Annotated in this window: 12 protein-coding genes; 3 read left to right on the forward strand and 9 right to left on the reverse strand. The window is 62.4% G+C overall.

Annotated elements, in window-relative coordinates:
* Positions 1-11: 11 nt before the first annotated feature.
* Complete coding sequence (gene ptsP / locus ACJA3S_RS24495; protein ID WP_170033513.1) at positions 12-2,291, reverse strand: phosphoenolpyruvate--protein phosphotransferase; 2,280 nt, start codon at positions 2,289-2,291, stop codon at positions 12-14.
* A gap of 22 nt (positions 2,292-2,313) precedes the next feature.
* Positions 2,314-2,793: an RNA pyrophosphohydrolase gene (locus ACJA3S_RS24500; protein WP_003249017.1), complete on the reverse strand. Its 480-nt coding sequence runs from the start codon at positions 2,791-2,793 to the stop codon at positions 2,314-2,316.
* Positions 2,794-2,934: 141 nt separating this feature from the next.
* On the opposite strand from ACJA3S_RS24500, the gene ACJA3S_RS24505 reads away from it, so the two are divergent.
* Positions 2,935-3,591: an HAD family hydrolase gene (locus ACJA3S_RS24505; RefSeq protein WP_406820293.1), complete on the forward strand. Its 657-nt coding sequence runs from the start codon at positions 2,935-2,937 to the stop codon at positions 3,589-3,591.
* Positions 3,592-3,612: 21 nt separating this feature from the next.
* On the opposite strand, the gene ACJA3S_RS24510 is transcribed toward ACJA3S_RS24505, so the two are convergent.
* Both ACJA3S_RS24510 and ilvA read right to left on the reverse strand, forming a co-directional pair.
* A complete protein-coding gene (locus ACJA3S_RS24510) occupies positions 3,613-4,038 on the reverse strand; it encodes a DUF2269 domain-containing protein (RefSeq protein ID WP_406820294.1) in 426 nt (141 codons plus the stop codon).
* Positions 4,039-4,186: 148 nt separating this feature from the next.
* Entirely contained in the window at positions 4,187-5,701 is a 1,515-nt protein-coding gene (gene ilvA, locus ACJA3S_RS24515) for a threonine ammonia-lyase, biosynthetic (RefSeq protein ID WP_170033519.1), read from the reverse strand.
* Between the two features lie 135 nt (positions 5,702-5,836).
* On the opposite strand from ilvA, the gene rpiA reads away from it, so the two are divergent.
* Complete coding sequence (rpiA, locus tag ACJA3S_RS24520) at positions 5,837-6,511, forward strand: ribose-5-phosphate isomerase RpiA (RefSeq protein ID WP_170033521.1); 675 nt, start codon at positions 5,837-5,839, stop codon at positions 6,509-6,511.
* Positions 6,512-6,714: 203 nt separating this feature from the next.
* Here the strand turns inward: rpiA and ACJA3S_RS24525 are convergent, their stop codons facing one another.
* The 4 genes from ACJA3S_RS24525 to ACJA3S_RS24540 form a co-directional block, all read right to left on the reverse strand.
* On the reverse strand, positions 6,715-7,617 hold the full coding sequence (locus tag ACJA3S_RS24525) for an SdiA-regulated domain-containing protein (RefSeq protein ID WP_406820295.1): 903 nt from the start codon (positions 7,615-7,617) through the stop codon (positions 6,715-6,717).
* A 90-nt stretch (positions 7,618-7,707) separates the two neighbouring features.
* The gene (locus ACJA3S_RS24530; RefSeq protein WP_406820296.1) at positions 7,708-8,628 is read right to left on the reverse strand and encodes an SdiA-regulated domain-containing protein; all 921 of its coding nucleotides are present in this window, start codon (positions 8,626-8,628) and stop codon (positions 7,708-7,710) included.
* Positions 8,629-8,748: 120 nt separating this feature from the next.
* Positions 8,749-9,414, reverse strand: coding sequence for a fumarylacetoacetate hydrolase family protein (locus tag ACJA3S_RS24535; RefSeq protein WP_406820297.1), 666 nt, complete (start codon positions 9,412-9,414; stop codon positions 8,749-8,751).
* A gap of 25 nt (positions 9,415-9,439) precedes the next feature.
* Positions 9,440-10,837 carry an FAD-binding oxidoreductase gene (locus tag ACJA3S_RS24540; protein ID WP_406820298.1) on the reverse strand — a complete coding sequence of 466 codons (1,398 nt, stop codon included), beginning with the start codon at positions 10,835-10,837 and terminating at the stop codon, positions 9,440-9,442.
* 171 nt (positions 10,838-11,008) lie between these two features.
* On the opposite strand from ACJA3S_RS24540, the gene serA reads away from it, so the two are divergent.
* On the forward strand, positions 11,009-12,238 hold the full coding sequence (serA, locus tag ACJA3S_RS24545; RefSeq protein ID WP_406820299.1) for a phosphoglycerate dehydrogenase: 1,230 nt from the start codon (positions 11,009-11,011) through the stop codon (positions 12,236-12,238).
* Positions 12,239-12,284: 46 nt separating this feature from the next.
* Here the strand turns inward: serA and ACJA3S_RS24550 are convergent, their stop codons facing one another.
* Entirely contained in the window at positions 12,285-12,761 is a 477-nt protein-coding gene (locus ACJA3S_RS24550; protein WP_406820300.1) for a DUF4399 domain-containing protein, read from the reverse strand.
* Between the last annotated feature and the right edge of the window lie 102 nt (positions 12,762-12,863).

Here is a 12,863-nt window from a genome sequence, read left to right on the forward strand (position 1 = left end):
GCCCCGGCATTTCAGAGGGTCTTATTGGCCTCTGGCCCGATCATCCGCGCCAACCCCAGGTTCTTCAGGGCCAGTTGCAGCGAGCTGTGGATAACCTGCGGGTTGTCATGGCTCAGGGCTTCCACCAACAGCTCCTTGGCCTTGCTCAGGTTCACCTGGCGCAACATCCATTTCACCTTCGGCAGGTTGGTGGCGTTCATCGACAGGCTGTCGAAGCCCATTGCCATCAACAGGATCGCCGCCGCCGGGTCACCGGCCATCTCGCCACAGATGCTCACCGGCTTGCCTTCGCCGTGGGCGTCGCGCACCACCGTGTTGAGCGCCTGCAGCACCGCCGGGTGCAGGTAGTCGTACAAATCGGCCACACGCGGGTTGTTGCGGTCTACGGCCAGCAGGTACTGGGTCAGGTCGTTGGAACCGACCGAGAGGAAGTCCACCTGCCGCGCCAGCTCCTTGGTCTGGTACACCGCCGCAGGAATTTCCACCATCACGCCCACCGGCGGCATTGGCACATCGGTCCCTTCGTCGCGCACTTCGCCCCAGGCGCGGTGGATCAGGTGCAGGGCCTCTTCCAGCTCATGGATGCCGGAGATCATCGGCAGCAGGATGCGCAGGTTGTTCAGGCCCTCGCTGGCCTTGAGCATGGCGCGGGTCTGCACCAGGAAGATTTCCGGGTGGTCGAGGGTGACGCGGATACCGCGCCAGCCGAGGAACGGGTTTTCTTCCTTGATCGGGAAGTACGACAGCGATTTGTCGCCGCCGATGTCGAGGGTGCGCATGGTCACCGGCAGCGGGTGGAATGCCGCCAGCTGCTCGCGGTAGATGGCCAGCTGCTCCTTCTCGCTGGGGAAGCGCTGGTTGATCATGAACGGCACTTCGGTGCGGTACAGGCCCACCCCTTCGGCACCGCGCTGCTGGGCACGGGCCACATCGGCGAGCAGGCCAGTGTTGACCCACAGCGGCATGCGATGGCCATCCGGGGTAACGCACGGCAGTTCGCGCAGGGCATCCAGGCCGCGGGCCAGCTGGCGTTCCTCTTCGACCACATCGCTGTACTGCTTGCGCAGCACTTCGCTGGGGTTGGTGAACACCTCGCCCTTGTAGCCGTCGACGATCATCTCGATGCCGTCGACCTTGGAATAGGGCAGGTCGACCAGGCCCATCACCGTGGGGATGCCCATGGCACGGGCCAGGATGGCGACGTGAGAGTTGCCCGAGCCCAGCACCGAGACCAGGCCGACCAGCTTGCCTTCCGGCACTTCGCCGAGCATCGCCGGGGTCAGCTCTTCACTGACCAGGATGGTGTTGTCGGCATACACCAGCGACTGCGAGCGGGCCTCCTGCAGGTAGGCCAGCAGGCGCCGGCCAAGGTCCTTGACGTCGGAGGCGCGCTCACGCAGGTAATCATCGTCCATCAGCTCGAAGCGGTTGACGTGTTCGCCCACCACCTGGCGCAGCGCGCCCTGGGCCCACTGGCCGGTCTTGATGACTTCGGTCACCTCACCGCCCAGGGCCGCGTCCTCGAGCATCATCAGGTACACGTCGAACAACGCGCGTTCTTCCGGGCGCAGCTGGGTAGCCAGCTTGGCGGACAGCTTGCGCATGTCGTCGCGCACGCCTTCGAGGGCGTTCTGGAACAGGCTCAGTTCGGCGTCGATGTCATCGACGGTCTTGTCCGGTACCACTTCCAGGTCAGCCGGCGGCAGCATCACCACCGCGCGCCCCACGGCGGCTCCAGGCGAGCCCGGCACACCGACGAAGCGCGCTTCCTGGATGCCCTTGCCCTGACGGCCCAGGCCGCGGATCGAGCCGGTCGCCTCGGCATGGGCGATAACCCCGGCCAGCTGCGCGCTCATGGTGACCAGGAAGGCTTCCTCGCCCTCGTCGAACTGGCGCCGCTCCTTTTGCTGGATGACCAATACCCCGACCACCCGGCGGTGGTGGATGATCGGTGCACCGAGGAAGGAGGCGAATTTCTCTTCGCCGGTTTCGGCAAAGTAGCGGTAACGCGGGTGATCGGCGGCGTTTTCCAGGTTCAGCGGCTCTTCCCGGGTACCGACCAGGCCAACCAGGCCTTCGTTGGGGGCCATGCTGACCTTGCCGATGGAGCGCTTGTTCAGGCCTTCGGTGGCCATCAGCACGAAGCGGTTGGTTTCCGGGTCGAGCAGGTAGACCGAGCAGACCTGGCTGCCCATGGCCTCCTTGACACGCAAGACAATGATCCCCAACGCCGACTTGAGATCTTTGGCGGAGTTTACTTCCTGGACGATCTTGCGCAGCGTATTGAGCATGGCTCGGGGTCGAACTCCGTCGTCAGTCGCGCGTCAGCAGACGCGGTGCTAGCTCTTTCAGGGCGCGTCGGTAGACCTCGCGCTTGAATGTCACAACCTGGCCCAGCGGGTACCAATAGCTGACCCAGCGCCAGCCGTCGAACTCCGGCTTGCCGGTCAGGTCCATCCGCACCCGTTGTTCGTTGCTGACCAGGCGCAGCAGGAACCACTTCTGCTTCTGGCCGATGCACAGCGGCTGGCTATGCGTACGTACCAGTCGCTGAGGTAAACGATAACGCAACCAGCCACGGGTGCAGGCAAGAATTTCCACATCATCGCGTTCCAGGCCAACTTCTTCGTTCAGCTCGCGGTACAGGGCGTCTTCCGGCGTCTCGTCAGGGTTGATGCCACCCTGGGGAAATTGCCAGGCATCCTGGTTGATCCGTCGAGCCCATAGCACCTGCCCGGCATCATTCGTGAGAATGATTCCGACATTGGGGCGAAAACCATCCGGGTCGATCACGGCAGCAACCTCGCAAACGCATGTCACCGCATTGTTCCACAAAGCTTGCGAGCGCAGCAACGCGCCCGCAAAGCTTATGTGCAGCCGTGTGAAAACTCCGTATTCTGCGGGCCTACCCTGTGGCTGATGCGAGTGACCGCGATGCGCCTGGCTTTATTCGACCTGGACAATACCCTCCTCGGTGGCGACAGCGACCATGCCTGGGGTGATTACCTGTGCGAGCGCGGCATCGTCGACCCGCTTGCCTACAAGCAACGCAACGATGCCTTCTACCAGAACTACCTGAACGGCACGCTGGACCTGCAGGCCTACCTGGCCTTTTCCATGGAAATACTTGCGGCAACGCCCGTGGCCCAGCTCGACGAATGGCACCGCGACTTCATGCGCGATTGCATCGAGCCGATCATCCTGCCCAAGGCGCTGGCCTTGCTGGAGCAGCACCGTGAAGCGGGCGACCAGCTGGTGATCATCACCGCCACCAACCGCTTCGTCACCGCGCCGATTGCCCGGCGCCTGGGGGTTCGCGTGTTGCTGGCGACTGAATGCGAGATGCGTGATGGCCGTTATACCGGGCGTAGTACCGATATACCCTGTTTCCGTGAAGGCAAGGTGACGCGGCTGGAACGCTGGATGCTGGAGAACGGCTTCAACCTGGAGAACAGCTGCTTTTACAGCGACTCGATGAACGACCTGCCGTTGTTGCAGCGGGTAACGCAGGCGGTGGCGGTCGACCCGGACCCGAACCTGCGGGCCGAGGCCGAGAAACGCGGCTGGCCGGTGCTCTCGTTGCGCGATTGAGGCACAACGAGCACACGGCCTTCAAACGGGCTTGGCGCCCATCAGCCCGGCGATGGACAGGAAGCAGACCCCACTGAACACCGCCAGCGCCAAGGTAAAACGCAACCCCACCACCTCGGCCTTGCGCAGCCGGTTCAGCCGCACCAGCAGCCACCACACGGCAAACGCGCCGAATATATAGATGACGCTGGACGCCAGCACCCAGGCCTGCCCCAGCGGCCAGCCCACCAGGTGCACCAGCCACCAGCCGGTAAATGGCATGCTCACCAGGCACAGGCCCATCACCAGCCAGACGAACACCAGCGGTCGACGCAACAGCTTGGCGTAGGCCTCGGTATCGCCCTGGCGGCGGGCGCGTACGGTCCAGATCGCCAGGCCCAGGGCGCCCAGCAGCAGGAGGGCGGTGGCAGCGATGTGCAGGGTCTTGAGAGTGGTCAGGTGATCCATGTCTCGGTTGTCCTTGAACAGGCGATTCCGTGCAGGCTTCTTCGCGGGCTTGCCCGCTCCCACAGGGATATCACAGGCGCTGAAGCCTGCGCAGTACCTGTGGGAGCGGGCGAGCCCGCGAAAGGGCCATCAGCCCCAGCTTAGCTGCTCAGCCCAGGAACAGCTTGTAAGCCGGGTTGTCAGTCTCGTCCCAGTACGGGTAGCCGATCTTCGCCAGTGCCGCCGGCACCAGGTGGCGCTCGTCCTCCGGCACCTGCAGCCCCGCCACCACACGCCCGTCAGCCGCGCCGTGGTTGCGGTAGTGGAACATCGAGATATTCCAGCGCCCGCCCAGCTTGTTGAGGAAGTTGAACAGCGCCCCCGGCCGTTCGGGGAACTCGAAGCGCAGGACCATTTCGTCGCTGGCACCCGCCGAATGCCCGCCGACCATGTGGCGAATATGCAGCTTGGCCAGCTCGTTGTCGGTCAGGTCGGTTACCGGGAAGCCCTGCTCGGTCAGTTGCTGTACCAATGCCGCGCGCGGGTCGTTTTCCGGGTGGGTCTGCACGCCAACGAAGATGTGCGCTTCGTCGGAGGTATGCTTGCGGTAGTTGAATTCCGTGATCTGGCGCTTGCCGATGGCCTCGCAGAAGGCCTTGAAGCTGCCCGGGCGTTCCGGGATGGTCACGGCGATGATCGCTTCGCGCTTTTCACCCAGCTCGGCACGTTCGGCCACATGGCGCAGGCGGTCAAAGTTGACGTTGGCCCCCGAATCGATGGCCACCAAGGTCTGGCCAGTCACGCCGTACAGCTCGACGTACTTCTTGATGCCAGCCACACCCAACGCACCGGCAGGTTCGGTGATCGAGCGGGTATCATCATAGATATCCTTGATTGCGGCACAGATCTCATCGGTGCTGACAGTCACCACCTCATCCACATGGTGACGGCAGATATCGAAGGTGTGCTGGCCGATCTGGGCCACCGCCACGCCGTCGGCAAACAGCCCGACCTGTGGCAGCACCACGCGCTCGCCGGCCGCCATGGCCGCCTGCAGGCAGTTGGAGTCGTCCGGCTCGACGCCGATCACCTTGATTTCCGGACGCAGGTATTTCACGTAGGCGGCAATCCCGGCGATCAGGCCGCCGCCACCCACGGGCACGAAGATCGCGTCCAGCTGGCCAGGGTGCTGGCGCAGGATCTCCATGGCTACGGTGCCCTGCCCGGCAATGGTATGCGGGTCGTCATAGGGGTGGATGTAGACGAAGCCCTTTTCATCCACCAGCTTCAGCGAATAGGCCAGTGCCTCGGGGAACGTGTCGCCATGCAGCACCACCTTGCCACCGCGCGAACGCACGCCTTCGATCTTGATCTCCGGGGTGGTCTTGGGCATCACGATGGTAGCCTTGATGCCCATTTCCCGCGCAGCCAGGGCCAGGCCCTGGGCGTGGTTGCCGGCTGAGGCGGTGACCACGCCACGGGCCAGCTCTTCCGCGCTCAGCTGGGCGAGCTTGTTGTAGGCGCCGCGGATCTTGAACGAGAACACCGGTTGCAGGTCTTCGCGCTTGAGCAGGATCTGGTTGCCCAGACGCTTGCTCAGCTGCCCGGCGCTCTGCAGCGGGGTTTCGACCGCAACGTCGTAGACGCGCGAGGTGAGGATCTTCTTGACGTACTGTTCGAGCATCGGGAATGCATCACTGGGCCGCGGGACAAGGGCTTGGAGTCTACCCCAGCGCTACGTCGGGCGACCACAGCAAAGCCGTGCGAGCCGTTATACTAGGCTCCTTTTCAAAACCGCCCTGCCCCTCTCGGAGCCCGCATGACCCAGGACCAACTCAAACAGGCCGTCGCCCAGGCCGCTGTCGACTTCATTCTGCCCAAGCTGGATGAAAAGAGCGTTGTCGGCGTCGGTACCGGTTCGACCGCCAACTTCTTCATCGACGCCCTGGCTCAGCACAAGACCGCCTTTGACGGCGCGGTCGCCAGCTCCGAGGCCACCGCCCAGCGTCTGAAGGGCCATGGCATCCCGGTCTACGAGCTCAACAGCGTCAGCGAACTGGAGTTCTACGTGGACGGTGCCGACGAGAGCGATGCGCACCTGAACCTGATCAAGGGCGGTGGCGCAGCCCTGACTCGCGAGAAGATCGTTGCCGCCGTGGCCAAGACCTTCATCTGCATCGCCGATGCCAGCAAGCTGGTGCCGGTACTGGGTGCGTTCCCGCTGCCGGTCGAAGTGATACCCATGGCTCGCAGCCACGTGGCGCGCCAACTGGTCAAACTGGGCGGCGACCCGGTGTACCGCGAGGGCGTGATCACCGACAACGGCAACGTGATCCTCGATGTGCACAACCTGCAAATCACCAACCCGGTAGAACTGGAAGCGCAGATCAACGCCATCGTTGGCGTGGTAACCAACGGCCTGTTCGCGGCACGGCCGGCAGATTTGCTGCTGCTGGGCACCTCTGAAGGCGTGAAAAGTCTCAAGGCCGAGTAACCTGCGGCGAGGGCTTCGCCCTCGTTTCGCGACACAAGGCCGCTCCTACAGGGGTAGGCGATTTCCTGCAGAAGCGGCCTTGTGCCTCGATGGGCTCATGAAAATTCCCAGATGGTGGACAGGTGTCCAACATCTGGGGCGCAGCTCAATTTCCTGCAGGAGCGGCCTTGTGTCGCGATGGGCTGCAAAGCAGCCCCACCTGCTCACTGCGCTGGCTGTTTGAACACATAGAACAGGTTCGGCTCACTGACCAGGTAGATGGTCCCCGCCTCATCCATCGCAATCCCCTCCGCTTGCGGCACCGTCGCCTGCAACCCCTGGAAGCCCTTGCGCAACGACAGGGTGCTCAGCGGCCGGCCTTCCACATCCAGTTCCAGCACCAGCCGCGACTCGTCAGACAGCGCCAGCAAATGCCCACTGCGCTCATCGAACTGCAAGCTCGACAGGTCGCGCACAAACAGCCGTGCATCGCGCTTGCTGTCCTGCACCACGTGTACCGCGTAAGGCTGTTCGGGGTTGTCATGCGGAAAACCACGCACTTCGTAGATCAGCATCGGATCGCGCTCCTTGGCCACGAACAAGCGCTTGCCGGCGGAATCGTAGGCCAGCCCCTCGAAGCCTTTGTTGCCGTTCCGGCCTATGCCCAAGGTCAGCTGCTCGGCATCGCCGGCGTCGAGGAACATGGTGTCGTCGTCAAGGCGTACGCGAATCAGCCGCTGCTGACGCTCATCGGTGATGACGTAGCTGTTCGGCCCCACATATTCGACGGCTTCCGGGTCGCCGAAGCCGGTCAACGGCACCCGGCGCAGGATGCGACCGTCCAGCGACAGCTCGATCAGCTCGGAACGGGCATTGGTAACCGTGAACAGGGTTTTGCGGTCGGGGTCGTAGGTCAGCGCCGAAAGGTCATCGTCCAACCCCTCGACCGGCTGCGCCTCGACCACCACCCGGTAGCGGTCCAGGCCGATACTCTGCTGCGCAGGTTGCCACCAGGTCTTGAGGTTGAACCAGGCACGCTCGAACAGGCGGAACTCCTGCCCGGCCCAACCGAGCAGGAACAGGCCGGCAACGGCCATGACAAGAGCGGGGCGAACAAAACGGCGCATGCGTACAGACTCGACATAGGGGTGGCGAATCTAACCATGAACAACTGAAATAAAGCTTAAGGCCAGCATCAGAAAATTCTGATATTCGGCTCAGTTCTTTCTGAAGCGATAGAACAACGCCGGTTCGCTGACCATGTACAGGTTGCCCTGGTCGTCCATGGCTACCCCTTCGGCGCGCGGGATGGTGTCCTGCAGGCCGTTGAAGCCGCCCAGCAAGGTCATGAAGCTGACTTGCTGGCCCTGCTCGTCCAGCTCCAGCAGCATGTTCGAATCGGCCGACAACACCAGCAGATGGCCGGTACGCGGGTCGACGCTCAGCGCCGAGAGGTTGCGCAGGTCCAGCTCATCGCTGGGCAACGCTTGCTTGTCACCCGTGAGCGGACTACGGCCATCGGTGTTCCAGGTATACAGCTTGGGTGGGCGCTCCTCGCCGATGACCAGGCGCTGGCGTAGCGGGTCCCAGGCAACCGCTTCGAAGCCCTTGTTGCTCTTCACCGACTGGCCTAGGTCGTGGCTCTGGAAGTCATCGTGGTTCAGCGCGGTGGTCTGGGCATCCACCTTGACCACGGTCAGGTCGTGCAGGCGCTCATCGGTAATCGCCAGGTAGCCGTCTTCGAGCACGGCAATGCCTTCTGGATTGTTCCAGCCGTTGAGCGGGATCTTGCGCAGTACATCGCCATCCAGGTTCAGCTCGACCAGGAACGGGTTCTTGCCCATCACGGCGAACAGGGTGCGGGTGCGCGGGTTGAATGCCACGTCGGAGGCTTCGTCATCCACCATGCCCGGCAGCGGCTTGGCATCGATGTCGACCCGGTAATTCGGCAGCCACACGCTTTCGCTGCGTTCGGCGGTGCTTTCGAAGCTTTCCTTGACCCACAGCGCGCCACGGTCATCCCAATGCATGGCCACCGCCACGCCATAGCCGACCAGCGCCGCCACGGCCAGGCCGAAGGGCCAGCGCAGGTAGAAACGGCGCTTGGGTGTTGCCGGGGCGCTGGAGGGAGATGGCATGCGAGGTTCCTGGTGAAATGGGCGTAGATCCGCGCATTATCCGGATTGGGTGTGAAAAATCGGTAAACAGGTCTGGCCTCTTCGCGGGTTTACCCGCGAAGAAGGCGATACGGTTCCGGCTCAAAGCACCCGGCTTTCGAAGCGGCTCACACCTGGCAGCTCCAGTACCACTTCGTCACCGACACTGAACGGTCCCACGCCCGCCGGGGTGCCAGTGAGGATCACGTCCCCCGCCTGCAGCGAGAAGTGTGCCGATATGTGCTGAATCATCGGCACGATCGGGTTGAGCATCATCTTGCTGTTGCCGTCCTGGCGCACTTCGCCGTTGACGGTCAAGCGCACCGCAATGTCGCTCACGTCGTCAAAGCTGGCAGCCGACACGAACGGCGGCAGCACACAGGCGCCGTCGAAGCTTTTGGCCAGTTCCCACGGCAGGCCCTTCTCTTTCAGCTTGGCTTGCACGTCGCGCAAGGTCAGGTCCAGCGCCGGGGCATAACCGGAAATCGCGTCCAGTACCTCTTCCTCGGTCGGGTGTGCCGACAGCGGCTTGCCCAGCAGCACCGCGATTTCCACCTCATAGTGCACCGAACCACGCTCGGTCGGGATCTTGAAGCCACCTTCGGCCGGTACCACGCAGCTACCCGGCTTGATGAACAGCAGCGGCTCGGTGGGGATGGGGTTGTCCAGTTCCTTGGCATGCTCGGCATAGTTACGGCCGATACACACCACCTTGCCCAGCGGGAAGTGAATGCGCGTGCCGTCTACGTACTGGTGCTGGTAACTCATGGCCGACTCCTCTGGATACTGCTTTTTATTCAGGTGCGAAGATCTTACCCGGATTCATGATGCCGTTAGGGTCGAACACGGCCTTTATTGCCTTCATGCAGGCGATTTCCTCGGCTGAGCGGCTGTAGCCCAGGTAGTCGCGCTTGGTCATGCCCACACCATGCTCGGCGGAGATCGAGCCGTTGTAGCGCTCGACGATTTCGAACACCCACTTGTTGACCTTGGTACACGAGGCAAAGAACTCGTCCTTGCTCATGTGCTCGGGCTTGAGAATGTTCAGGTGCAAGTTGCCGTCGCCGATGTGGCCGTACCATACCACTTCGTAATCTGGGTAATGCTCGGCGACGATCGCGTCGATATCACGCAGGAACGCCGGAACCTTCGCCACGGTTACCGAAATGTCGTTCTTGTATGGCGTCCAGTGCGAGATGGTTTCCGACAGGTATTCGCGCAGCTTCCACAGGTTTTTCAGCTGGGTCTCGCTCTGGCTCATCACGCCGTCCAGCACCCAGCCTTGCTCGACGCAATGTTCGAAGGTGGCCAAGGCTTCGTTGGCCACCTCTTCGGTACTGGCCTCGAATTCCAACAGGGCATAGAACGGGCAGGAAGTCTCGAACGGTGCCGGCACGTCGCCGCGCGCCAGGATCTTGGCCAGACCCTTGTCGGAGAAGAACTCGAATGCGGTCAGGTCCAGCTTGCCCTGGAAGGCATGCAGCACCGGCATGATCGAATCGAAGTCCGGGGTACCCAGCACCATGGCAGTAAGGTTGCGCGGTGCACGGTCCAGGCGCATGGTAGCTTCGACCACGAAGCCCAAAGTACCTTCGGCGCCGATGAACAACTGGCGCAGATCGTAGCCGGTGGCGTTCTTGACCAGGCCCTTGTTCAGCTCAAGCAGCTCGCCCTTGCCGGTGACAACCTTGAGCCCGGCCACCCAATTGCGGGTCATGCCGTAGCGAATCACCTTGATCCCGCCGGCATTGGTGCCGATGTTGCCGCCAATCTGGCTTGAACCGCTGGAAGCGAAGTCCACCGGGTAGTACAGGCCCTGCGCTTCGGCGAAGCTCTGCAACTGGCCAGTGATAACCCCCGGCTGGCAAACCACGGTGCGGTCGAAGGCATTGAAGCCGAGAATCTGGTTCATGTAGTCGAAGGCAACCACCACTTCGCCATTGGCCGCCACGGCTCCCGCGGAAAGCCCGGTGCGCCCGCCAGAGGGTACCAGCGCTACCTTGTGGGTATTGGCCCAGCGGACGATCGCTTGCACCTGCTCCACCGTCTTGGGGAACACGATGGCGCTGGGTGCCGGTGGGTAATGTTTGGTCCAGTCCTTGCCATAGGCGTCCAGGGAAGCCGCGTCGGTCAGGACCTTGCCAGGGTCGACCAAGGTCATCAGTTCATCAATTACAGCGGGATGGGTCATCGCTGGAACTCTCGACTTATTCATAGTCACCCTGAGCACTCTTCACCTGTCGGGATAAGCTCAGATTGTGTCGCGTATGCTAGCATAGCCCTCCCGCTGTTCATGCTAAGGCAGCCCTGGCGCCTGGCATCACCCCTCGCCATTTTTTCTCCGGGATACAGGTTTACGCAGATGAGCAAGACTTCTCTCGACAAGAGCAAGATCCGGTTCCTTCTTCTTGAAGGTGTGCACCAGAACGCGGTCGATACCCTCAAGGCCGCCGGCTACACCAACATCGAATACCTCACTGGTTCGCTGCCGGAAGCCGAGCTGAAGGAAAAGATCGCCGATGCCCACTTCATCGGCATTCGTTCGCGCACCCAGCTGACCGAAGAGATCTTCGACTGCGCCAAGAAACTGGTCGCGGTTGGCTGCTTCTGCATCGGCACCAACCAGGTCGACCTGGAAGCTGCCCGCGAGCGCGGTATCGCCGTGTTCAACGCACCGTACTCCAATACCCGTTCGGTGGCCGAACTGGTACTGGCCGAAGCCATCCTGCTGCTGCGCGGCATCCCGGAGAAAAACGCCTCCTGCCACCGTGGCGGCTGGATCAAGAGCGCGGCCAACTCGTTCGAGATCCGCGGCAAGAAGCTGGGCATCGTCGGCTACGGCTCGATCGGTACCCAGCTGTCGGTCCTGGCCGAAAGCCTGGGCATGCAGGTGTACTTCTTCGACCCGCTGACCAAGCTGCCGCTGGGCAACGCGGTGCAGGTGACCAGCCTGCACGAACTGCTGGGCCTGGCCGACATCGTCTCGCTGCACGTGCCTGAGCTGCCTTCCACCCAGTGGATGATCGGCGAGAAGGAAATCCGTGCCATGAAGAAGGGTTCGATCCTGATCAACGCCGCCCGTGGCACCGTGGTCGAGCTGGACCACCTGGCCGCCGCGATCAAGGACAAGCACCTGATCGGCGCCGCCATCGACGTGTTCCCGGTCGAGCCGCGCTCCAACGACGAGGAGTTCGAAAGCCCGCTGCGTGGCCTGGACAACGTGATCCTGACCCCGCACATCGGTGGTTCCACCGCCGAAGCACAGGCCAACATCGGCCTGGAAGTGGCCGAGAAGCTGGTCAAGTACAGCGACAACGGTACCTCGGTGTCCTCGGTCAACTTCCCGGAAGTGGCCCTGCCGGCGCACCCAGGCAAGCACCGCCTGCTGCACATCCACCAGAACATCCCAGGCGTGCTCAGCGAGATCAACCAGGTCTTCGCCGAGAACGGCATCAACATCTCGGGCCAGTTCCTGCAGACCAACGAGAAGGTCGGTTACGTGGTAATCGACGTCGACGCCGAGTACTCGGACCTGGCGCAAGAGAAGCTGCAACAGGTCAAGGGCACCATCCGCTCGCGCGTCCTGTTCTGATTTGCGGGTGACATGAAAAAGGGAGGCCTTGATGGCCTCCCTTTTTTTATTTCACTTCAACCGTGATTTTCTGCGACTCGACACTTGGCTTGAACGGCACGTGGTACTGGTCACCCAGAATCAGCTGCAGGGTGTGCTTGCCCGGGGTCAGGGTAATGGTGGTTTCGGTCTGCGCCTTGCCGAAGTGCAGCACCTGCGGCCCATCCGGCAGCGCCACGCCTTTTTCCGGCATCAGGCTGGTGGGCAGTGGCATGTCGGCCACCGGCTCCTTGTCCACATCCACCAGCAGGTGGTGATGGCCGGTATGCGGGGTGTGGTCACCGGCAGGCTTGAGTGCCATGCCCTCGATGCCGAACTTGACGGTGAAGGTCTTTTCGACCGTGGCGCCATCGGCGGGGGAAACGATGAAGACCTTGGCCTCCTTGGGCGGCTCCTGGCTTTTCAATGCATCTGCGGCACTGGCCAGCACCGATGCTCCCATCAGCAGACCCGCAACGGCAGCACGCGAAAATAGGCTGTTCATTCACTTCTCCTGTGATTCACTTGTTGGCCCCCGCCTGCGATCCAACGGCGGCGGTAATTCACCTTAGTTGATATGGACGCCCATATGTTCACATCGACAGGT

The organism is Pseudomonas sp. KnCO4 (assembly GCF_045344305.1).
Lineage (GTDB): Bacteria > Pseudomonadota > Gammaproteobacteria > Pseudomonadales > Pseudomonadaceae > Aquipseudomonas > Aquipseudomonas anuradhapurensis.